A 20,105-nucleotide genomic window follows, 5' to 3' on the forward strand; every position below is an offset into this window, starting at 1 on the left:
AGCCCGCGCTCACACCGGCAGGTCGGCGTCCGGGTCGACGACGCGGTCGACCTCCGCGGGCATCTCCCAGTCGGTGAGCAGTTCGAGCAGTTGAACGAGCATGCGGCCGGTCGCCCCCCAGACAGTGTAGCCGTCGACGTGGAAGAAGTGGAGGCGGACCTCCCCGTAGTGTGGGTGATCGCGGCGCTCGGACTCGTAGTTCTCGCGGGCGGTCAGCTCCGAGACGGGGAGGATCGCGATCTCGGCGACCTCGTCGTCGCTGGGGACGTACGTCCGGTCGGGCGCGGTGCCGACGAACGGCGTGACCGCGTACTCCGAGACGGTTTGGATGTCGTCCATGCGGCCGATCACCTCGACCTCCTCGGGCCGCAGGCCGATCTCCTCGTCGGCCTCGCGCAACGCCGTCGACGTGAGGTCAGGGTCGTGCGACTCGACGCCGCCGCCGGGGAAGCTCATCTGCCCGGGGTGGCTCCCGAGGTGGTCCGCACGCTTCGTGAAGAGGACGTGCGGCGCGCCGCCCCGGTCGACGATCGGCGCCAGCACCGCCGCGCGTCGCTCGGCGTCCGTCACCTCGACGGGGGCGTACCGACGAACGCGCTCGAAGTCCATACCCCCTATGCTGGCCCGTCCGGCTTCAACCGTGCGGTCGTGTCGGACGTTTCGATCGGCCGCCGTCGCCCGAACACGTTCAGTCGGCCGGGGCCGTCCCGTCACTCGTCGGTTACGTCGCCGTTCGCCGCGTCGCGCGTGTCCGCCGTCGCGGCGGCAGCAACGTCGTCCGGCGACAGGGAGACATCGTTCCAGGGCGGGAGCCGGGTGTCGGCACCCGGCGCCGCGATGGACTGGGCGTACGTCCGCACCTGATCGCGCTCGCCGCCCCGATCGTAGGAGAGCCCGTTGAACGCCGCGTCGGCGGCGTAGCGGTCGACGTACGACTCGGCGGCCCCGCGGTAGGCGTCCGGCAGCGCGTCGTAGTCGGGCTCGACGCCGTGCTCCTCGGCCGCGCGCAACAGCGCCGCGCCGACCGACCGGCTCATGTCCGAGAGCCCGGTCGGCCCCGAGACCGCGCGATGGTCGTGTTCGTAGCTTCCCAGGTCGACCTGCGCGGCGCCGTCGATACCGACCGCGTCGTATGCGGCCGCGAGTGTCCCGACCTCCAACCCCCAGGTGCGCTGGACGGGCATCGCGGCGACCACGTCGCCGGTCGCGGCGAACTCGCCGGCGAGCGCGTACCGGAACGCGGCCATGTACTCGAGGAACTCCGAGTCCGGGTGGGCCTCGCGCAGCGCGCGGACCAGGGGCGTGTAGAACAGCCGGAAGAGCCGCCCGTACAGCTGTCCGTTCTCGACGCGGGCGTAGTATCCCTTCGAGAAGTCGAACCCGTTCGCCAGCGGGAACAGCAGCCGCCGGACGTATTCCCGTGAGTAGGACTTCGTGTCGGCGTCGTGGACGACGACGTACTCCTCCTCCAGTGCGCGCCCCAGGGCCAGCCACACGTCCCGACCCTTCCCGCGCTCCCCGGCGAGCCCGGCGTCGGCGAGCAGGTCCCCGACGCGCGGGCCGTCACACCACAGCGTCTCCAGCGGGAGGTCGAAGCCGTCGAGCCACTCGCGGAAGGCGCCGACCCGCTCGGCGGGCGCGCGGAGGGGGACGACCACCCGCGCGGGGTCCAGCGCCTCCAGCTCCGAGAGCACGCGCTCGGCGGCGAGGCCGGCGTACTCCCGCTCGGTCATCGGCACGACGACGGCCGCCCGGTCGGCGGGCGCGTCGGGCGCCCCCTCGCCGAACGCGTGGAGCGTGGCGACGCGCTCCTGCACGTATTCCATCCCCTGAACGCAGGGGGGCGCGGCGAATAAATCCGGGGATGCCGGGCGCGTCGACGGGGAACCCGTTCGGTGTCGTCGCGGGCCCACCGGAGTGAACCGAGGGGTCCGAACCGAACCGAATCGAACCGGGTGGAACCGGGACGGGCCGATTCGAGTCGGTCGGACGCGTCCGAGTTCGGGGATTGAAACGGTTACGGAACCGGGATCGGTGTATCGAAGAAATATTCTCTTCGAACATGCTAACGGAGCGACGATCTGATAACATTCATGGTGTATGAATTACTACCACCAGGTGATGACGCGAACTCGAAGTGACGCGCTGTGGATCGCGGCGTTCGGGCTGCTGGTCGCGTTCGCCGTCCCGTGGTTCCTCTGGGGCGACGCGACGGTCGTCGCGGGGTTGCCGCTGTGGCTGTGGTGGCACGTCGGCTGGATGGCGCTGGCGAGCGTGGTCTTCGCCGCGTTCGCGCGCGGCGGCGCGTGGGACCGCGGCGTCGACGCGGAGGTGATCCGCCGTGGCTGACCTGGGCGTCTCGCTGGGCGTCGTCGTCGGCTACCTCCTGATCGCCCTCGCGATCGGTGTGGTGGCGTACCGGCTCACCGACCGCACGGCCGAGGACTACTACCTCGCGTCGCGGTCGGTCGGGACGGTCGTGTTGCTGTTCACGACGTTCGCGACGCTGCTGTCGGCGTTCACGTTCTTCGGGGGGCCGAACCTCGCGTTCTCGGCGGGGCCCGAGTGGATCCTCGTGATGGGCCTGATGGACGGGATCCTGTTCGCGCTGCTGTGGTACGCGATCGGCTACAAGCAGTGGCTCGTCGGGAAGGCCCACGGCTACGTGACCCTCGGGGAGATGCTCGGCGACCGGTTCGACTCGACGGCGCTGCGGGGGCTCGTCGCCGGCGTGAGCCTGCTGTGGCTGTTCCCGTACGTGATGCTCCAGCAGATCGGCGCCGGCCAGGCGCTCGTGGGGCTGACCGACGGCGTCGTCCCCTATTGGGCCGGCGCGGCGCTGATCACGGTGTTCATGGTCGCGTACGTCGGCCTCTCGGGGCTTCGCGGCGTCGCCTGGACGGACACGCTGCAGGGCGTGTTCATGCTCGGCGTGATCTGGCTGGCGGTCGCGTGGATCGCGACCGCCGAGGGCGGCGTCTCGGCGCTGACCGCCGGGATGACCGACTCCGCCCCGGAGTTCGCGGCGCTGGGGGGCGGGCTGTACTCGCCGCAGTGGATGATCGCGCAGGCGGTCGTCATCGCCTTCGGCGTCGCGGCGTTCCCGCAGGTGAACCAGCGGTTCTTCATGGCCGACCGCGTCGAGACGCTCAAGCGCTCGTTCGCGCTGTGGCCGGTGCTGGTCCTCCTGCTGTTCGTCCCGGCGTTCCTGCTCGGGTCGTGGGCGGTCGGGCTGGGGATCGAGGTGCCCGACGGGAGCAACGTCCTCCCGCTGCTGTTGAACGAGTACACGCCCGCGTGGTTCGCGGCGCTGGTGATCGCCGGCGCGCTGGCGGCGATGATGTCCTCGTCGGACTCGATGCTGCTGTCGGGGTCGTCGTACTTCACCCGCGACCTCTACCGCCCGTTCGTCGCGCCCGACGCGAGCGACGCCCGCGAGGGGTGGGTCGCCCGCGTCGGCGTCGCCGTCTTCGCGGGGTCGACGTTCCTCGCGTCGCTGCTCGTCGGCGCCGGCGGGGGGCTGGACGCGCTCGTCACCCTCGGGGACACGGCATTCGGCGGCTACGCTCAGCTCACGATCCCGCTGCTCCTCGCGCTCTACTGGGGCGGCACGACCCGTGACGGGATGATCGCCGGCGTCGTGAGCGCCGAGCTGGTGTACCTCGCGCACGTGTTCCTGCCGCTGCCGGCGACGTACCTCACGTGGGACTTCGCGCTGTGGTGCATGCTGCTGTCGCTGGTCGCGACGGTCGCGGTGTCGACGGTGACGGCACCCGCGCCCGCGGCCAACGCCGAGAAGTTCGGCGTCGGCGCCGACTGATCCGCGCCACGGCACGCTTTTCCCGTCACCCGATCACGGTCCGATCATGCAGACGCACGTCGTCCCGGTCGGCTTCGACTACGACCGGCTCATCGCGCCGCTGGTTCGCGACCAGTTCGACGTGGATCGGGTCGTCCTCCTGGAAGGTGCGGTGGGGAGCGAGGCCAACGTCGAGTACTCCCGGAACCTCTCACAGAAGCTGGAGACGGACTTCCGGAACCTGCTGGGGGCGGAGACCGAGCGCGTCGAGATAGCCGACGTGTACGACTACGACGCCGCCTTCGAGCAGGCGTACGACCTGATCAACACCGAACTCGACGCCGACCGGGAGGTGTGGGTCAACGTCTCCTCGATGCCCCGCCCCGTCTCGTTCGCGTTCGCGACCGCTGCCCACTCGGTCACGCTGGAGCGGCAGGCCGACCGCGACCGCATCCACACCTACTACACGGCCCCCGAGAAGTACCTGGAGACCGAGTTGGCCGAGGAGCTCCGGGCGAACCGCGACCTCCTGGGCGACCTGCTCGACGGCGTCGGCGACGACGCGACGGAGGTCGCCGGCGTCGACGCCGACCGGCTCCGCGAGCGCCTGTCGACGGCGACGGACCTGCTGGCGGAGTTCGACGAGCGGGGCACGACCATCGGCGCCAAGGAGGTTGACGGTAAACACATCATCGAGCTTCCGGTTGCCTCCTTCTCGAACGTGAAGCCCTTCGAGGAGGTGATCCTCTACAAGCTCGGCGAGGACGGCGAGTTCGAGTCGGTGAGCGAGCTCGCGAAGGCGCTGGCCGCGGAGTTGAACGAGGAGTACACCGACTCGTTCCGCTCGAAGGTGATCTACAACGTCGACCGCCTCGGCCCCGGCGGGAAGGGGTACATCGAGCAGGAGTCACACGGGAAGTCCTACCGGACGCGCCTCTCGCGGATCGGGGAGCTGTGGGTGCGCGCGCACGCCGCGGAGGACGCGACCGACTACGACTGGTGACCCCCGCCTCGCCGATTGCCGGCGACCCCTGACAGATCGACGGCTCCTGACCGACCGGCGACCCCCGGTGCCGACCGACCGTTCGGTCGCGCCGGCTACCTGTACCCGGTGGTCAGCCCGGCGACGATGTGGTCGTCGGCCAGCGCCAGCAGGAGGATAACCGGAAGGAGCGCGGTCACCGCGGCCGCGGCGGCGAACGACGCGTCCGCCGGGGCGAGCCCGCGAAGCGGGGGAACGATCGGCGCCCAGTCCCCCGGGTCGCCGTTCGTCATCAGCAGCGAGAAGAAGAACTCGGTGTACACCTGGAGGAACGTCAACACGGCCGCGGTCGCGATCCCCGGGCGCGACAGCGGAACGATCACCCGGACGAGCGCGCCGAGCCGCGTCGTCCCCTCGACGCGCGCGGCGTCCTCGAGGGTGTCCGGGATCCGGTCGAAGAACGTCGTCAACACGAAGATCGCCAGCGGCATCGTCAGCCCCGTCAGGGGGACGCCGGGCCCGGCAGGGGTGTTGAAGAGATCCGGGCTCGCCAGGGTGACCCCGAACGCCGACCAGGAGAGCGCCCCCGAGAGCAGCCGAAACAGCGGGATGACGAACGCCACCGGCGGGAAGTACGCGACACAGAGCGTGATCAGCAGCAACACCCGTTTTCCGGGGAACTCCAGCCGACCGAAGGCGTACCCCGCGAGGGCGGCGACGACGACCACGACGACGGTCGTGCTCCCGGCGATGACGAGGCTGTTGAACACGTACCTGAGGAACTCCGCCGCGGCGACCGCGAGGTAGTTCGCCGGCGTCGCCGCGGCGGGGACGAGCGCCGGGGACGTCCCCGTTGGCGTCACGGAGACGACCAGCAGCCAGTAGAGGGGAAACAGGGCGAACAGCAGGAAGAAGCCGGTCGCGACCACGAACAGGAGTCGGTAGACGGCGGTCGGATACCGGATCGCGTTGTCGGTCGCGCGTGCGATCCGACCGTCGTCCGTCGCCATGGGTCCACCGTGCGCGAGACGGCAAATAACGGTTTACCTTCCGAGGGCGACGCCCCGGGCTTCAGATCTCGCCCTCAGAACTCGAAGCCGCGCGCGGCGGCCGCGGGGGCCAGCGGCGTCGCCGGGAGCCGGTCGGGTACGTCGGGGTCGTTGAACACGCGGGGGGCCACGTCGTTCGGCGCGTCCGGGTAGAACACAGACGCGAGCGCGTGCAGTTGGTCGCGGCCGACGCCCAGTTCGAACTGCCCGCCGCCGTACAGCGTCACGTCGCGCTCGCGTGCCCACTCGATCGTGTCCGACAGCGACTCCAGCGTCCCGAACCGCGAGGGCTTGACGTTCAGCCACTCCGGTTCCCACGGCAGGGCCTCGACGCTCTCGACGCCGTCGATCGGGTAGTCCCACGAGACGCGGTGCTCCTCGCCCTCGAAGACGTGCCGGGTCTCGTCGGTGATCGCGGGATCCTCGATCACCGCGTTCGGGAACGACTCCAGCACCCATTCGTAGAACTCCGGGTCCGGCTCCTGGTCGACCTCCGTCCCCTCGTACAGCCCCTTCAGGTCGAGCACGCGAACCTGTTCGGTCGGGAGGTCGTCGACGACGGCGTCGGTCCAGTCGTCGGTGGGATCGAGCTTGAACCCGATTCCGGGGACACGCTCGGCGATGGCGGTCACGCGGTCCGCAGTGGGTGGCTCGCCCAGTCGGGTCGACGCCGCGAACGTGACGGGGGCCGCCTCGCGCCCGAGGATGCTCGGGAGGTCGGTGTCCGCCTGCCTGAGCGCGAGATCCATCGCCGCCGACTCGACGGCCCAGCGGCGATAGGGGTACCCCGTCTTCCGTTCGGGCTCGCCGACCGGGAACAGGTCCACGTCGTCGAGGTGTCGGGAGAACTCCCGGAACGTCCACTCGCCGGCGAACGCCGCCTCGAACCCGAGGCCGTCGACGGTCGTCCGCGGGTCGCGCTCGGGATCCGCGAACAGCGCGTCGTGATCCGGCGCGTCGTAGGTCACGTCCTCGCCCCGGCCGAGCTCCCCGCCGCCGCGCAGCCGAAACGTCGTGCTCACGCGCTCGAATCCCGAGGATGTGTCGCTGGCGCGACGCCGGAGCGCCACCGACTCGATCGTCAGCGGGAGGTCGGCGATCGCGCGAAAGAGTGTGGGTGTGCTCACGGTCGGAGCCTCTCCCCCGTGGAGGATAGTCCTTACCCGTCGGGGACGGTCGCCGTCACCGGGACGGGAGCGTGTCAGCCTCCAGCAGCTTCACCCGCGTCGCCAGCGCGAGGAACGTCGCCGTGAGCGTGAGGACGACCGCGCCGGCGGCGGCGATCTCGTGGGTCGGCGACGGGTGGGTGAAGCCGACGCCGGAGTCGAGCAGCACCTGCCCGGGCATGAGCGTGTGGTGGGGCGTCCCGGCGACGGGGACGAAGTAGTCGACCACGTCGTTGAGGCCGTACCACGCGACGGCGACGGCGACCGCGCGCACCGGGAACCCCGAGATCCGATAGAGGAGAAAGCCCTCGACGGTCATCGCGAGGTGCGAGAACAACAGGAACAGGTACATCGGAAGCGGGTTGGCGGCCGTGAAGCCGTCGGCGAACGCCAGGAGGACGAACGGCGTCCACAGCCCGAGCTTCCAGCAGCCGAAGAAGGCCAGCGCGTTCACGTACTCGTTCGACCGGCCCAGCGCCCACAGCCCCAGCGCGAGCGCGATGAACAGCGTCGCAACCGGCGAGTCGGGGACGAAGACCCACATGCTCGGGGGCGTCCCGGCGAGCTGCCAGGTGATCAGCGGGTCCGACAGCGGCAGCGGGTGAACGCCGTAGTACCAGAAGCCGAAGGCGGTGCCGACGAGGTTGATCGCGACGACGACCCACGCGATCCGGAGGCCGACGTTCTCGACCGCCCGCGGGAGCGGCGCGACGTACCACGGGAGATCCGGGCGCTCGGGGAGTCCGTCGTCGGCGGTCAGGTCGGCGAGGAGGCTCATTCGGGTGTGGCGTGTGGTGGCGCGTCGCCGGCTTAGCCGTGGCGATGATCGATACGGATCCGACGCACCGGTCGTCGTGGTCGTCGTCGTCGCCCCCGACTCTCCGCCGGTCGACCCGTCGCGGACACCCGCCCGTGTCCCGTGAGGTATCGAGGGATGTCTCCCGAGTGGTTCCGAACCACGCGCCGTTAAGCCGTGGGCGGACGAAGCAGGCGACAACCCGTGGCCGACGACACCGCGACCCGAAACCCGCTTCCCGAGTCGCTGGCGGAGTTCTACCTCACGACGCCGTTCACGCTGGGGCTGTTGCTGCTCGTCAACGCGCTCGCGTTCCTCGTCGGCGTCCGCTACTACGTCGAGACGATGCCCGCGGTGGCGACGTGGCTGTGGCCGCTGTACGGCGACTCGCCGACGGCGATCGCGCTCGCCACGCTCGTGCTCGCGGCGCTGGTCCCGTTCGCCGGCCGCCGGCTGTCGTCGGTCTCTCGGACCACCCTGCTGTCGGTGCTGTCGACGCTCGCGGTCGTTTGGCTGGTGAAGACCGGGCTGTGGACGTTCCTCGCGCTGAACATTCCGTTCGTCCGGCCGGATCTCCCCGCCGACCTGTACGTCGGCTTCGACGCCGACTCGCTGTGGGCGTACTGGGGCATCCTCGCCACGCACGCCGCCTTCCTCGCGGAGGCGCTGTTGATCGCCCGCGTCGGCCGAACGTCGAGGCCGGTCCTGGGCGGCGTTGCCGTCCTCGCACTCGCGAACGACCTCTTCGACTACGGCTTCCTCCTCGGGCTCCCGCTGTCGAATCACCCGCCGGTGCGGTACGATCCGGGCTGGACCCTCGCGCTGGGGAGCCTCGCCGCGACGGTCGTCGCGGTCGCGGTCGCGGCCGCCGTCCTGCCGTCGAGCGACGGCGGGCGTCGCCGACGCGGTGCTTAAATACGCCCGGCAGTTACCTCGGGTGTATGGACTCCGCGGTGCTGCTTGATCTCCTGGGAAACGAGAACCGCCGGCGCATCCTCCGGCTGCTCTCGCACAAGCCGTGTTACGTCACCGAGATCAGCGAGTACCTCGGCGTGTCGCCGAAGGCGGTCATCGACCACCTGCGGAAACTGGAGGACGCGGGGCTCATCGAGAGCCACACCGACGACCGCCGGCGCAAGTACTTCCACATCGCCCGCGACGTGCGCCTGGAGGTGAACGTCTCCCGGCACGGCTTCGGCACGAAGTCCGCGTACCCCGCCAACCCGAGCCTCGACATCCAGGGTCGCTGCCCGCACATGCACATCGACCTGGAGCTTCGGTCGGCCGGCGATAACGGAGACAACGAAGACAACGGTGAATCCGGCGGCGACAACGACCGCGACGGCGACGCGACCACGGGCGACGGCGACCGCGGCGGCGACGACAGCCGGGGGGATCTGGCCCAGTTGGCCGCCGAGTTCGACGAGCTCCAGGACCTCGAAAACGAGCTCTCCCTGGCCCAACGGTGGGTCCACGGCCGGATGAGCGAGCTGCTCGACCGCGTGAACGACCGCCTCGGCGTCGACGCGGACTCCCGGTTCTACGCCAAGTTGCTCGCGGCCGTCACCTCGACCGACGGAAGCCACCGTGCGGTCGTCGAGGAGGTCGACGCCGACCCGCAGGCCGTCGAGGACGGGCTGCAACGGCTCGCGGACGCGGACCTGCTCGCGCGCGAGTCCGGTCGCTGGCGGCTCGCAGGCTAGGAACGTCCGCGGCGAGCGCACCCGGGTCTCGCGCGCCGGACGACTACTCGACGTCCCGCGTCAGGCCCGCCCGGAGGTCGCGGCCGAAGTACACGCCCGCGACCGACAGGAGCACGCCGACGGTGACGCCGACGCCCGCGACCGGGAGGCCGTAGTCGGCGAGCAGGCTGGTCCCGATAAGCAGGCTGCCCGTCGTGAGCGTTCCGAGGAGGAACGCGCCGCCCGCAGCGAGCGCGCCGGCGATGGCCGTCTCCAGATACGCCCGTCGCGAGCGACCCAGGCCGAGGACGAACGCGGCGACGAACAGCCCGAGATACCGCGCGAGCCCGCCGACGAGCGGCACCGCGGAGCCGGCGATCAGTCCCGTGAGGAGCACGGCCAGCGTGACGAGAAACCCCTTCGCCGAGAACGGCGTCCGCCCCAGCAGCGCGCGCGAGTCGTCAGCGTCGCTCCGGGGGCCGGGCTCGTCGTCCCCGTCTGTCGCCCCCGTCGACGAGTCGGCGGAGGGGTCGCCGGCGGCGCCGTCGCGCTCGGCGAGTTCCTGAAGCTCCTCCAGGCTCTTGGACATGGGTTCACCTGGGCGGCGCGCGCTCATGGCTCTTGTGCCGGTTCCGGGGGGACGCGATCGACCGGACGCGCGCGGGCGACCGCGGCAGTTCGACACACGGCGCGGCCACGGACCCCGCACCCGGAACCGCGGACGGGCAGGTTCAAGTTCGCGCCGGCCGCTACCCTCGCGTATGACCCCGAGCCCCGGAGACCGCGTCCGCGTCGAGCGCGCGGGCGTCACCGACGAGGGCGTGTTGATGCCGTCGAGCGACGAGGAGCACCTCGTGCTCAAGCTGGAGGGCGGGTACAACGTCGGCGTCGACCGCGCCGACGCCGCCGTCGAGGTGCTGGAGCGCGGCGCCCGCGAGGTCGGCGAGGACGAGGACGCCGAGGACGACGCCTCCGAGGTCGCCTTCGACGACGACCTCCCGACCGTGGCGCTCATCTCCACCGGCGGCACCATCGCCTCCACCGTCGACTACCGCACCGGCGCCGTCACCGCCCAGTTCGACGCCGAGGACGTGCTGCGCGCCGTCCCCGACCTCGCCGGACGCGCGAACTACCGCGGCCGCGTCGTCGCCAACATCCTCTCGGAGAACATGGACCCCGCGATCTGGACGGACCTCGCCGAGGCCGTCTACGAGGAGATCGCGGCCGGCGCCGACGGCGTCGTCGTCATGCACGGCACCGACACGATGCAGTACTCCGCGTCGGCGCTGTCGTTCATGCTCGACACGCCGGTCCCCGTCGTCTTCACCGGGAGCCAGCGCTCGGCGGACCGACCCTCCTCGGACAACGTGATGAACGCCGTCTGCGCGGTCGAGGCGGCCAAGTCCGACTGCGCGGAGGTGATGGTCTGCATGCACGGGACGCCCTCCGACGACTACTGCGCGCTCCACCGGGGGACGCGCGTCCGCAAGAACCACACCTCCCGCCGGGACGCCTTCGAGACCGTCGGCGCCGAGCCGCTCGGACGCGTCGACTACGGAACTGACGAGTCCGACATCGCGGTGTCGTTCGGGGAGGGGAAGACGTACGCCCGCCGCGGCGACGCGGGCCTCGCGCTCGCGTCCGATCTCGTCGAGGACGTGGAGCTGGTGAAGTTCACGCCCGGGATGGACCCGGCGGCGCTCGACTACCTCGACGGGAAATCGGGCGTCGTGATCGAGGGCACCGGCCTCGGACACGTCCACACCGACCTCATCCCGCGGTTCGAGGACCTCGTCGACGACGGCGCGACGGTCGTCATGACGAGCCAGTGTCTGGAGGGGCGCGTCTGCGACCGCGTGTACGACACCGGGCGCGACCTACTCGACGCCGGCATCGTCGAGGCCGGCGACACGCTCCCAGGCACCGCGAAGGTGAAACTGATGTGGGCGCTCGCGAACGCCGCCGGCCCCGAGGACGCGATGGGGCGCGATCTGGCGGGCGAGCTGACCGAGGAGTCCACGCCCTGGGTATGAGCCGACGGGAGATCGCCCGCGAGGACCCCGACCACGAGTTCGCGATCCGGCAGGCACGCGAGTCCGACGTTGAACACGTCGTCCGGTTCACGCGCGACACCTGGGGCGACAGACACGGCGATTACCTCCCGGACGTGTTCGACGAGATGGTCGCCGGCGACGGGCCGGACCAACGCACGCTGGTCGTCGATGTCGACGACGGCGACGACGTGGCCGGCGTCCTCCAGTGCGTCATGCTCTCGGACACGGAGGCGTGGGCGCAGGCGATGCGCGTCAATCCCGACTACCGCGGCCGGAACCTCTCGCCGGAGCTCTCGCGGGCGGCGTTCCGCTGGGCGCGCGATAGGGGCGCCGTCGTCTGCCGGAACATGGTGTTCTCGTGGAACGTCGCGGGCCTGGGCCAGTCGCGCTCGGTCGGCTTCGGCCCCATGACGGAATTCCGCTGGCTCCAGCCCGATCCGGACGCCGACGCCGACCCCGCGCTCGACGTGGTCGGCGATCCAGACGCCGCGTGGGCGTACTGGACGGCCAGCGACGCCCGCGAGCACCTCCGCGGGCTCGCGATGGACGACGAGGAGTCGTGGGCCTGCTCGGAGCTGACGCGCGCGGACCTCCGGAACGCCGCAGACCGCGACGGTCTGTTCGTCGTCGCCGACGGCGGCACCCGGGCGATGTCGGCGCTGGCGTACACGTACGACCGCGAGACCGACGACGGGGAGACGGTGACGTGGGGCATCTACCACGTCGCCGGGTGGGACGACACCGAGGCGTTGGACGCCCTCACGGACGCGGTCGCACGCGACGCCGCCGAGCGCGGGATCGACGAGACGCGCATCCTGATCCCAGAGGGGGTTCGGTGGGTGTCGGACGCAGCCGCGGCGCGCACCCCCGTCTCCGACGAGCCCGACTTCGTGCTCGCGGCCGACCTCACCGACGACTCGCTGTACTGACGACCGGACGGTTTTTCTCCCGCTGCCGGGGAGCCCGACCGTGTTCCCCGGCGACTTCCTCCCACTGCTCGGCGCGTCGCTCCCGCCGCTGTTCGGATCGCTTCCGGGCGGCGCCGACCTCGCGTGGACCTTCCTCGTCCGACTCGTGCCGGCCGCCGGTGTCGCCGGCCTCGTCGGGTGGGACGCCGGGTTCCGCAGCGACAACCCCCGCGCGTGGCCGACCGCCGCGGTCCTCGTCGGCGTCGCCAGCACGGCCGCGCTGGTCGTCCTCGCCGCGCTGTACCTCGTCGCCGGCCGCGACCATCAGGTCCCCGACCCCGCCGGAGGGGACGGGAACGGCCGACGCGAGGAGTGACTGCGCCAGGAGGCGCGAGGAGCGGTGCCGCAGGGGTTATCGTCTCCGAGGCGGTGTTCGCAGACATGGACCTCACAGTCGCGGCCGCGGCGACGCTGCCGCTCCAGTTCGGCCTGATCGACCCCGGGATCTTCGGCCTGCTCAACGTGATCGTCGCCGCCGTCGTCGGCTACTTCACCTACCAGGACGCGACGGCCCGAAAGACCGACTCGCCGAAACTGTGGGCCGGCGGGATGGCGCTGGCGTCGTTGCTGTTGAACCTGTTGGGCTTTCTGGTCGCGTTCGCGGTGTACTACTTCGTCGTCATCCGCGACTGAGTCGCGGCCGGCGACACCGACGGGATTTTTATCGGACGCGTCGCAACGCCGGGACATGGTCCCCCTTCCACTGTTCGGCGGTATCCCCGGCGGCGTCGAGCTGCTGATCGTCTTCTTCATCCTCGTGCTGATCTTCTCGCTGTTGCTCCCGGTCGGGATGGCCTACTGGGTGTATCAGGACGCCAAGGGCCGGCGCGACACCGACGAGACGCTGTGGGCGCTGGCGACCGTGCTCGCGGGGCTGTTCGTCTCCGTCTTCGGCGCCGGCGCGGTGCTACTGTTGTACCTGCTCATCGAACGCGAGTAGGTCACTGATTCCGCGTCGGCGACGGTCCCGACCGCTCAGGCTCAGACCTGTACGACCCACGCCCGGTAGTCGTCGGGCTGGTCGTACACCTCCGCGAACGCGCGGTCGAGAAAGCCCGCGAGCCGGTTGGCGTCCGAGCGCGCCGAGATGCGGACGTTCGTCCCCTCGGCGTCCTCGGGCGTCTCCTGCTCGTCGATCCGGAACTCCGGGTACTCGTCGAGCAGGTCGTGCAGGCGCTCCAGCTCCTCGTCGGTGCAGTCGAGGTTGAACGTCTTCTCGGCGAACTGGATCCACGGCGGGGGCGACTCGGCGTCGTCGGGGTCCGCGTCCGGGTTCGCGTCGACGGTCGGCCCGCCGTCCTCGTCCTCGGCCTCCCCGAATTGCAGCTCCTCGCGCGGCGGCTCGACCTCGATCGTGAGGAAGGCGCTGCCGCGCTCGCGGTGGGCCGTGACGGCGTCGGCGAACAGCTTTCGCCGGTCGGCCGGCGTGTCGGCGTCGAATCTGGTCATGCTCGTTCGTACGGCCAACCGGGGTAAAAACCGGGCGCTCGCGACCCCGCGAACCGCGCCGGATTCAGCACGCCTTTCACCGTGGCCCCGGAGCGTTCGGGTATGACCGACCACCGAATCCTGCTGCTCGGTCCGCCGGGGGCCGGAAAGGGCACCCAGGCGACGCGACTCACGGACGAGTACGACCTCGATCACATCACGACGGGCGACGCGCTCCGCCAGAACAAGGAGATGGAGACGGAGTACGGCACGCCCGGCGAGTACATGGACGCCGGCGAGCTCGTCCCCGACCCCGTCGTCAACGAGATCGTCGTCGCCGCCCTCGAGGACGCCGACGGCTTCGTGCTCGACGGCTATCCGCGCAACCTCGACCAGGCGGAGTTCCTCAGCGAGGAGACCGACCTCGACCACGTCGTCTTCCTGAGCGTCCCCGAGGACGAACTCGTCGAACGACTCACCGGCCGCCGCGTGTGCGACGACTGCGGTGCCACCTACCACGTCGAGTTCGACCGGCCCGAGGAGGCGGGCGTCTGCGACGAGTGCGGCGGCGAGCTGGTCCAGCGCGAGGACGACACCGAGGACACCGTCCGCGAGCGCCTGCGCGTCTACCGCGAGAACACCGAGCCGGTCGTCGAGCACTACCGCGAGGAGGGAACGCTCGTCGAGGTGTCCGGCGAGGGCACCCCCGACGACGTGTTCGACCGCCTGCGCGACGTGGTCGAGGCCTGACCCGGCGGTCCCGGCGTCGAGCCCGCGGCGCGCCGAGAGTACAACCTTCTTACGTGGCTATCGCTTAGCGACTGCCAATGGCACGAATCGAGAAGCGCACTCGGGAGCTCGCCGAGGAGCCCGAGATGCGCGAGGCGATCGAACTCGTCCTCGAGCGCGCGGAGGACGGCGATATCCGGTGGGTCGACGTGCGCGAGGAGCTCTCCAGCGGGCAGTGGGGTCGGCTCATCGAGCGCGGCCTCCTCGAGGACGGCGAGGCGGGCTTCGCGCTCGCCGACCGCGACGCGATCGAGGACGGGCTGGAGGCGCCCGACGACTCCGGCGGCGGCGCGAGCACGGGCGGCAGCAGCGTCGAGATCCCCGACTCCGACGGGGCGTCGTGGAGCATCTACGACAAGGGCGCGGCCGTCGTGACGCTGCTGTTCTTCGTCGGCTACTCCTACGGCCCGGTCCGGGACGTCGTCGGCAACGGGATCGACGTGATCTTCGGCCCGCTGCAGGACCTGCTGCCGCTGTATGCGGTCATCATGATCATCGCGACGCTCACCGGGCTGTACTCCACGCTCCTGCGCGCGAACCTGATGGACATGGACCGGATGGCCGCCTACCAACAGCGGATGAAGGACATCCAGGAGCGGCGCAAGGAGGCCAAGGAGCGCGGCGACGACGAGGCGATGGACGCCATCCAGGAGGAGCAGATGGAGGCCATGGGCGACCAGCTCGGCATGTTCAAAGAGCAGTTCCGCCCGATGGTGTGGATCATGGTGCTCACGATCCCCGCGTTCCTGTGGATGTACTGGGGGATCGGCTTCCGCGGCGCCGAGGGCGTCTGGACCGACCTCCAGCCGATCGTGCTCCCGATCGCGGGGCAGGTCGGCTGGACGGACTCGCTGTTCATCATGCCCACCTGGATCATCTGGTACTTCCTGTGCTCGATGGCGTTCACCCAGATCATCCAGAAGGGGCTCAACATCTCGATGTCGCCGTCGACGTCGTAAGCCGGCGCGACGACCCCTCGCGGATTCTCCCGTTTCTTCGAACCGGTTGGCTTCACCCCGCCCCGCTACCGCGTCGCCGACTTCCACTCCCGGAGCCCGACGACCGCGCCGCCGTGCTCGTCGGCGTCGGCCTCGGTGGCCGCCCACACGAACATCGGGGCCACGTCCTCGGGCTTCCTCCCGTCCTGGTTCCCCGTGAGCGCGGTGTCGACCAGCCCCGGATCGAGCGTCATCGCCGTCGCGTCGAGGTCGGCGTGCGCCTGCCGGACGACCGCCTCGGCGCCGGCCTTCGAGACGGCGTACGCACCCATTCCCGGCTTCGCGTCGCGGGCGATCGACCCCGAGGGGACGAGGATCCGCGCGTCGTCGGCCAGGTACGGGACCGCCTCCCGGACCGTCGCGAACACGCCGCGGACGTTCGTGCGAAGCGTGTCGTCGAACCGGCTGTATGACTCGCCGTCGAGGGGCATCTCGCCGGGCGCGCCGTGGGTGACGCCGGCGTTGGCGACGACCACGTCGATCCCCTCGCGCTCGCCTGCGCGGTCGGCGTGTTCCATGAGGCGTTCGAGGTCGAACTCATCGCGCACGTCCGCCCGGAGGCCCGAGGCCGAGCGCGAGAGCGCGTCGACCGTCTCGTCGACCGCGTCGCCGTCGCGCGAGCAGACGACGACGTGTGCGCCGGCGTCGCCGAACGCCGAGGCGACGGCTCGCCCGACGCCGCGCGTTCCGCCGGTGACGACCGCGGTGATTCCGTCCATGGGATCGCCAGGGGTCGGCGGGAGGTAGTGGTTGCGGGCCGCGGCGCCGCGGGTGGAGGGGTCCGTGGGTGACGAAATAGGGCTCGTCGGAGAGCGCCCCCGTCCGTGCGCCCATATTTATACGCCGCCCCGCCGTAACACGGTTAATGCGTGACCCTCGTGACCGCTCCTCGCTGGCCGGCGAGGACGTGGTCGTGATCGGCGGCGGCTTCGGCGGGCTGTCGACGGCCTGCTACCTGGCCGACGCCGGCGCCGACGTGACCCTCCTGGAGAAGAACGAGCAGCTCGGCGGCCGGGCCTCCACGCTGGAGGCCGAGGGCTTCCGGTTCGACATGGGGCCGTCGTGGTACCTGATGCCCGACGTGTTCGAGACGTTCTTCGGCCACTTCGGCCGGAGGCCGTCGGAGTACTACTCGCTGTCGCGGCTGGACCCCCACTACCGGATCTTCTTCAAGGACGGCGATCGGGTGGATCTCGTTCCGGACCTGGAGACGAACCGCGAGACGTTCGAGTCGTACGAGACCGGCGCCGGCGACGCCTTCGACGACTACCTCCGCAAGTCCGAGCGCAACTACGAGATCGGGATGGAGCACTTCGTGTACGAACACCGCGACGACCTCGCGGACTTCGTCGACCCCGACGTGCTGCGCTACTCGTGGGGGCTGTCGCTGATCGGGTCGATGCAGGACCACGTCGAGGACTACTTCGATCACCCGAAGCTCCAGCAGATCATGCAGTACACGCTGGTGTTCCTCGGGGGATCGCCGCACAACACGCCGGCGCTGTACAACCTCATGAGCCACGTCGACTTCAACCTCGGCGTCTACTACCCGGACGGCGGCGTCGGCGCCGTCGTCGACGGCATCGTCGAGTTGGGCGCCGAACTCGGGGTCGACTACGTGACGAACGCGCCGGTCACCGCGATCAAAGGACAGCGCGGCGGGTTCAAGGTGGAGACCGCCGCCGGCGACGGCGACGCCGCGGCCGGGATGGCCGGAGTCGCCGCGGACGGCGCCGGTGACACGGCCGGCGCGTCGGCCGACGCCGCGATCGCGACCGGAGGCGGCGAGAGCTACTTCCCGGATCTCGTCGTCAGCGACGCCGACTACGCCCACACGGAGCAGGAGCTGCTCGCGCCGCGCAAGCGCCAGTACGACGCCGACTACTGGGAGTCGCGCACGTACGCCCCCTCCGCGTACCTCCTGTACATGGGCGTCGAGGGCGACGTGGAGGAGCTCGCCCACCACACGCTCGTGCTCCCGACCGACTGGGACGAGCACTTCGAGCAGATCTTCGAGGACCCGGCCTGGCCCGACGACCCCGCCTACTACCTCTGTGTCCCCTCGAAGACCGACGACACCGTCGCGCCGGAGGGGCACTCGAACCTGTTCGTCCTCGTCCCGATCGCGGCGGGGCTTGAGGACACGCCGGAACTCCGGAGCCGGTACCGCGAACTGGTCCTGGAGGACATCGCCGAGAACACCGGCGTCGACCTGCGCGAGCGCATCGTCTTCGAGGAGGAGTTCTGCGTCGACGACTTCGCGACGCGCTACAACTCGATGAAGGGGTCGGCGCTGGGGCTCGCGCACACGCTGCGCCAGACGGCGCCGTTCCGCCCCGGCCACGAGTCCTCGGAGGTGGACGGCCTCTACTTCACGGGGTCGACGACGACGCCCGGGATCGGGGTTCCCATGTGTCTGATCTCGGGGCTGCTCACGGCCGAAACGATGGCCGAATCGTCCTGACCGCGCCCATGCCGACCGCCACCGACCCGACCGATTCCGGCGACGCCGATGCGACCGACTCCGCCGATCCCGACGCGAGCGACTCCCTCGACGGCGACCCGACCGACCGCGCCGGCGCCGCCGCGAGCGCCCGCTACCTCCTGAAGCTCTCGCGCCCGCGCTTCTGGCTGTACCTCGCGGGGCCGATCGTCGTCGGGGTCGCCTTCGGCGCGGCGAACGTGGCCGAGCTATTCGCCCTGGAGAACGTCCTCCTGTTCGGCTACTTCCTGCTCCCGGCGAACCTGTTCCTCTACGGCGTCAACGACGTGTTCGACCGAGACGTCGACGAGGAGAACCCGAAGAAGGGCGGCCGGGAGGTCCGCTACGGCGGCGACCGCCTCGTCCCCGCGGTCGTCGTCGCGTCGCTGGCGCTGGGCGCGGGGACGTTCGCGATCATGCCGCCGGCGGCGTGGCCGTACCTCGCGGGCTTCTTCCTCCTCGGGGCGGGGTACTCGGCGCCGCCGCTGCGGTTCAAGACGACGCCGCTGCTGGATTCGCTGTCGAACGGGCTATACGTCCTCCCCGGCGCGGCGGCGTACGCCCTCGTCGCCGGAACCGCGCCGCCGCTCGCGGCGCTCGCGGGCGCGTGGCTGTGGGCGATGGGGATGCACACGTTCTCGGCGATCCCCGACATCGAGCCGGACCGCGCGGCGGGTATCCGGACGACCGCGACCGCGCTCGGCGAGTCGCGGACGCTCGTGTACTGCGCGGCCTGTTGGCTCGCCGCAGCGGGCGCGTTCGCAGCGGTCGACCCGCGGATCGGCGCGGTGTTGCTCGCGTACCCGGCCCTCGTGGCAGTCGTCCGCCTCGCGGGCGTCGCCGTCGACCGCGCGTACTGGTGGTTCCCCGCGATCAACACCGCCGTCGGCGCCGTACTCACGATGGGCGCGCTGACCCGGATCGTCCCCCCGGAGGCGGTGCTGCCGTGAGTCCCGAGACCCGCCCGGGACGGCTCACGGCCCTCCGCGAGGCGATACCGGCCGACCGGCGGGAGGCGGAGGCGAGCCTCGACGCGCTCGTGCGCGAGAACCGGTTCACCATCTCGGTCGTGTTTCCGGTCGTGGGCGCGGTCCTGCTCGTCGCCAGCGCGGAGGGCGCGTTCGCGGGCACGCCGCTTGCCCCGCTGGCGTTCAACGGCGGCATGCTCCTGCTCGGGACGCTCGTGATGCGCTCGCCGCTGGTGGTCGGACTCGCGCCGCTGGTGGGGAAACGCGAGTTGGCGGGGATCGGGCTGCTGTCGGCGTACGCGTACGCCATCGAGTACGTCGGCGTGACGACCGGGTGGCCCTACGGCGAGTTCGAGTACCTCGTCGCGCTCGGGCCGGAACTGGGCGGCGTTCCCCTGGGGTTGCCGGTGTTCTTCCTCCCGCTTGTGGCGAACGCCTACCTCCTGTGTCTGCTCCAGCTGGGCGACCGGGCGGAGCGCGCGGCCGTGCGGCTGCTCGCGGTCATCGCGCTCGTGCTCGTCATGGACGTGGTGCTGGATCCAGGGGCCGTCGCGCTCGGCTTCTGGGCGTACGAGGGGGTCGCCGACGCGGGCGCCGTCGGCGTGCTCTCCGGAGCGGGCTTCTACGGCGTCCCGCTGTCGAACTACGCCGGCTGGGTCGTCTCCGCGACCGTCGCGGTCGTCGCGCTCGACGCCGCCTTCGACCGCGCGGCGCTGCGCGAGCGCCTCGCCGAGTGCGAGTTCATGCTCGACGACATGGTGAGCTTCGTGCTGCTGTGGGGCGGCGTCAACCTCTGGTTCTGGAACCCCGTCGCCGCCGCGGTCGCGGCGTGCATCGGTATCGGACTGGTCCGTGCCGACCGCTTCGACGCGTCGCTGCTCAGGCAGGCGTTCTGAAGGACGGACCGGGAAGGAGAGGCCGCGGCGTCGACAAAGAAACCGAAA

General features: G+C 70.7%; 23 protein-coding genes. 15 read left to right on the top strand and 8 right to left on the bottom strand.

The genetic code is table 11. From position 1 onward, the window contains the following. Positions 1–9 precede the first annotated feature (9 nt). Positions 10–609 (bottom strand): NUDIX hydrolase, encoded by a 600-nt coding sequence (locus K6T50_RS14285; protein ID WP_222607233.1) that lies wholly within the window; start codon positions 607–609, stop codon positions 10–12. Between the two features lie 101 nt (positions 610–710). Next, a complete protein-coding gene (locus K6T50_RS14290; protein WP_222607234.1) occupies positions 711–1,826 on the bottom strand; it encodes a glycosyltransferase family protein in 1,116 nt (371 codons plus the stop codon). Positions 1,827–2,121: 295 nt separating this feature from the next. On the opposite strand from K6T50_RS14290, the gene K6T50_RS14295 reads away from it, so the two are divergent. Genes K6T50_RS14295 through K6T50_RS14305 form a run of 3 tightly spaced genes read left to right on the top strand, consistent with a single transcriptional unit; the run spans position 2,122 to position 4,802 of the window. After that, a complete protein-coding gene (locus K6T50_RS14295) occupies positions 2,122–2,349 on the top strand; it encodes a DUF3311 domain-containing protein (RefSeq protein WP_222607235.1) in 228 nt (75 codons plus the stop codon). Continuing rightward, the gene (locus K6T50_RS14300; RefSeq protein ID WP_222607236.1) at positions 2,342–3,820 is read left to right on the top strand and encodes a sodium:solute symporter family protein; all 1,479 of its coding nucleotides are present in this window, start codon (positions 2,342–2,344) and stop codon (positions 3,818–3,820) included. The genes K6T50_RS14295 and K6T50_RS14300 overlap by 8 nt, the downstream gene beginning before the upstream one ends. A gap of 46 nt (positions 3,821–3,866) precedes the next feature. Further along, on the top strand, positions 3,867–4,802 hold the full coding sequence (locus K6T50_RS14305) for an HFX_2341 family transcriptional regulator (protein WP_222607237.1): 936 nt from the start codon (positions 3,867–3,869) through the stop codon (positions 4,800–4,802). A 95-nt stretch (positions 4,803–4,897) separates the two neighbouring features. Here K6T50_RS14305 and K6T50_RS14310 read toward each other — a convergent pair whose 3' ends face one another. The 3 genes from K6T50_RS14310 to K6T50_RS14320 all read right to left on the bottom strand — a co-directional run bounded on the left by K6T50_RS14310 (position 4,898) and on the right by K6T50_RS14320 (position 7,774). Next, positions 4,898–5,791: a carbohydrate ABC transporter permease gene (locus K6T50_RS14310; RefSeq protein WP_222607238.1), complete on the bottom strand. Its 894-nt coding sequence runs from the start codon at positions 5,789–5,791 to the stop codon at positions 4,898–4,900. 74 nt (positions 5,792–5,865) lie between these two features. Then, positions 5,866–6,957: a hypothetical protein gene (locus K6T50_RS14315; RefSeq protein WP_222607239.1), complete on the bottom strand. Its 1,092-nt coding sequence runs from the start codon at positions 6,955–6,957 to the stop codon at positions 5,866–5,868. Between the two features lie 55 nt (positions 6,958–7,012). Then, positions 7,013–7,774: a DUF1405 domain-containing protein gene (locus K6T50_RS14320; protein WP_222607240.1), complete on the bottom strand. Its 762-nt coding sequence runs from the start codon at positions 7,772–7,774 to the stop codon at positions 7,013–7,015. 222 nt (positions 7,775–7,996) lie between these two features. Here K6T50_RS14320 and K6T50_RS14325 point away from each other — a divergent pair, with 222 nt between their 5' ends. Together K6T50_RS14325 and K6T50_RS14330 are read left to right on the top strand one after the other, a co-directional pair. Further along, positions 7,997–8,707: a DUF1405 domain-containing protein gene (locus K6T50_RS14325; RefSeq protein ID WP_222607241.1), complete on the top strand. Its 711-nt coding sequence runs from the start codon at positions 7,997–7,999 to the stop codon at positions 8,705–8,707. 26 nt (positions 8,708–8,733) lie between these two features. After that, on the top strand, positions 8,734–9,495 hold the full coding sequence (locus tag K6T50_RS14330) for an ArsR/SmtB family transcription factor (protein WP_222607242.1): 762 nt from the start codon (positions 8,734–8,736) through the stop codon (positions 9,493–9,495). 43 nt (positions 9,496–9,538) lie between these two features. Here K6T50_RS14330 and K6T50_RS14335 read toward each other — a convergent pair whose 3' ends face one another. Then, positions 9,539–10,063, bottom strand: a complete 525-nt coding sequence (locus K6T50_RS14335; protein WP_222607243.1) for a hypothetical protein — start codon at positions 10,061–10,063, stop codon at positions 9,539–9,541. A 172-nt stretch (positions 10,064–10,235) separates the two neighbouring features. On the opposite strand from K6T50_RS14335, the gene gatD reads away from it, so the two are divergent. The 5 genes from gatD to K6T50_RS14360 all read left to right on the top strand — a co-directional run bounded on the left by gatD (position 10,236) and on the right by K6T50_RS14360 (position 13,436). Then, positions 10,236–11,507, top strand: coding sequence for a Glu-tRNA(Gln) amidotransferase subunit GatD (gene gatD / locus K6T50_RS14340; RefSeq protein ID WP_222607244.1), 1,272 nt, complete (start codon positions 10,236–10,238; stop codon positions 11,505–11,507). After that, positions 11,504–12,457 carry a GNAT family N-acetyltransferase gene (locus K6T50_RS14345; protein WP_222607245.1) on the top strand — a complete coding sequence of 318 codons (954 nt, stop codon included), beginning with the start codon at positions 11,504–11,506 and terminating at the stop codon, positions 12,455–12,457. The genes gatD and K6T50_RS14345 overlap by 4 nt, the downstream gene beginning before the upstream one ends. A gap of 40 nt (positions 12,458–12,497) precedes the next feature. Beyond that, on the top strand, positions 12,498–12,812 hold the full coding sequence (locus K6T50_RS14350) for a hypothetical protein (protein WP_222607246.1): 315 nt from the start codon (positions 12,498–12,500) through the stop codon (positions 12,810–12,812). 65 nt (positions 12,813–12,877) lie between these two features. Then, positions 12,878–13,129 carry a hypothetical protein gene (locus tag K6T50_RS14355; RefSeq protein WP_222607247.1) on the top strand — a complete coding sequence of 84 codons (252 nt, stop codon included), beginning with the start codon at positions 12,878–12,880 and terminating at the stop codon, positions 13,127–13,129. 55 nt (positions 13,130–13,184) lie between these two features. Beyond that, positions 13,185–13,436 carry a hypothetical protein gene (locus K6T50_RS14360; protein ID WP_222607248.1) on the top strand — a complete coding sequence of 84 codons (252 nt, stop codon included), beginning with the start codon at positions 13,185–13,187 and terminating at the stop codon, positions 13,434–13,436. A gap of 41 nt (positions 13,437–13,477) precedes the next feature. On the opposite strand, the gene K6T50_RS14365 is transcribed toward K6T50_RS14360, so the two are convergent. Further along, entirely contained in the window at positions 13,478–13,945 is a 468-nt protein-coding gene (locus K6T50_RS14365; RefSeq protein ID WP_222607249.1) for a DUF7975 family protein, read from the bottom strand. 102 nt (positions 13,946–14,047) lie between these two features. Here K6T50_RS14365 and K6T50_RS14370 point away from each other — a divergent pair, with 102 nt between their 5' ends. Both K6T50_RS14370 and K6T50_RS14375 read left to right on the top strand, forming a co-directional pair. Continuing rightward, positions 14,048–14,674 carry an adenylate kinase gene (locus K6T50_RS14370; RefSeq protein ID WP_222607250.1) on the top strand — a complete coding sequence of 209 codons (627 nt, stop codon included), beginning with the start codon at positions 14,048–14,050 and terminating at the stop codon, positions 14,672–14,674. Between the two features lie 77 nt (positions 14,675–14,751). After that, positions 14,752–15,672: a DUF106 domain-containing protein gene (locus K6T50_RS14375; RefSeq protein ID WP_222607251.1), complete on the top strand. Its 921-nt coding sequence runs from the start codon at positions 14,752–14,754 to the stop codon at positions 15,670–15,672. 65 nt (positions 15,673–15,737) lie between these two features. On the opposite strand, the gene K6T50_RS14380 is transcribed toward K6T50_RS14375, so the two are convergent. Beyond that, on the bottom strand, positions 15,738–16,430 hold the full coding sequence (locus tag K6T50_RS14380) for an SDR family NAD(P)-dependent oxidoreductase (RefSeq protein ID WP_222607252.1): 693 nt from the start codon (positions 16,428–16,430) through the stop codon (positions 15,738–15,740). 146 nt (positions 16,431–16,576) lie between these two features. Here K6T50_RS14380 and K6T50_RS14385 point away from each other — a divergent pair, with 146 nt between their 5' ends. The 3 genes from K6T50_RS14385 to cruF are packed head-to-tail and all read left to right on the top strand — an operon-like array spanning position 16,577 to position 20,057. Next, complete coding sequence (locus tag K6T50_RS14385; protein WP_222607253.1) at positions 16,577–18,175, top strand: phytoene desaturase family protein; 1,599 nt, start codon at positions 16,577–16,579, stop codon at positions 18,173–18,175. 8 nt (positions 18,176–18,183) lie between these two features. Continuing rightward, positions 18,184–19,143, top strand: coding sequence for a prenyltransferase (locus K6T50_RS14390; RefSeq protein ID WP_222607254.1), 960 nt, complete (start codon positions 18,184–18,186; stop codon positions 19,141–19,143). After that, positions 19,140–20,057, top strand: a complete 918-nt coding sequence (cruF, locus tag K6T50_RS14395; RefSeq protein ID WP_222607255.1) for a bisanhydrobacterioruberin hydratase — start codon at positions 19,140–19,142, stop codon at positions 20,055–20,057. Before K6T50_RS14390 ends, cruF begins: the two co-directional genes overlap by 4 nt. Positions 20,058–20,105 lie beyond the last annotated feature (48 nt).

Source organism: Halobaculum magnesiiphilum (genome assembly GCF_019823105.1).
Taxonomy (GTDB): Archaea; Halobacteriota; Halobacteria; order Halobacteriales; family Haloferacaceae; genus Halobaculum; species Halobaculum magnesiiphilum.

Coding starts and splice junctions, on each gene's coding strand:
- K6T50_RS14285 (WP_222607233.1), bottom strand. CDS start 609: ATGGACTTCGAGCGCGTTCGTCGGTACGCCCCCGTCGAGGTGACGGAC.
- K6T50_RS14290 (WP_222607234.1), bottom strand. CDS start 1,826: ATGGAATACGTGCAGGAGCGCGTCGCCACGCTCCACGCGTTCGGCGAG.
- K6T50_RS14295 (WP_222607235.1), top strand. CDS start 2,122: ATGACGCGAACTCGAAGTGACGCGCTGTGGATCGCGGCGTTCGGGCTG.
- K6T50_RS14305 (WP_222607237.1), top strand. CDS start 3,867: ATGCAGACGCACGTCGTCCCGGTCGGCTTCGACTACGACCGGCTCATC.
- K6T50_RS14310 (WP_222607238.1), bottom strand. CDS start 5,791: ATGGCGACGGACGACGGTCGGATCGCACGCGCGACCGACAACGCGATC.
- K6T50_RS14320 (WP_222607240.1), bottom strand. CDS start 7,774: ATGAGCCTCCTCGCCGACCTGACCGCCGACGACGGACTCCCCGAGCGC.
- K6T50_RS14330 (WP_222607242.1), top strand. CDS start 8,734: ATGGACTCCGCGGTGCTGCTTGATCTCCTGGGAAACGAGAACCGCCGG.
- K6T50_RS14335 (WP_222607243.1), bottom strand. CDS start 10,063: ATGTCCAAGAGCCTGGAGGAGCTTCAGGAACTCGCCGAGCGCGACGGC.
- gatD (WP_222607244.1), top strand. CDS start 10,236: ATGACCCCGAGCCCCGGAGACCGCGTCCGCGTCGAGCGCGCGGGCGTC.
- K6T50_RS14345 (WP_222607245.1), top strand. CDS start 11,504: ATGAGCCGACGGGAGATCGCCCGCGAGGACCCCGACCACGAGTTCGCG.
- K6T50_RS14355 (WP_222607247.1), top strand. CDS start 12,878: ATGGACCTCACAGTCGCGGCCGCGGCGACGCTGCCGCTCCAGTTCGGC.
- K6T50_RS14360 (WP_222607248.1), top strand. CDS start 13,185: ATGGTCCCCCTTCCACTGTTCGGCGGTATCCCCGGCGGCGTCGAGCTG.
- K6T50_RS14365 (WP_222607249.1), bottom strand. CDS start 13,945: ATGACCAGATTCGACGCCGACACGCCGGCCGACCGGCGAAAGCTGTTC.
- K6T50_RS14370 (WP_222607250.1), top strand. CDS start 14,048: ATGACCGACCACCGAATCCTGCTGCTCGGTCCGCCGGGGGCCGGAAAG.
- K6T50_RS14375 (WP_222607251.1), top strand. CDS start 14,752: ATGGCACGAATCGAGAAGCGCACTCGGGAGCTCGCCGAGGAGCCCGAG.
- K6T50_RS14380 (WP_222607252.1), bottom strand. CDS start 16,430: ATGGACGGAATCACCGCGGTCGTCACCGGCGGAACGCGCGGCGTCGGG.
- K6T50_RS14385 (WP_222607253.1), top strand. CDS start 16,577: ATGCGTGACCCTCGTGACCGCTCCTCGCTGGCCGGCGAGGACGTGGTC.
- K6T50_RS14390 (WP_222607254.1), top strand. CDS start 18,184: ATGCCGACCGCCACCGACCCGACCGATTCCGGCGACGCCGATGCGACC.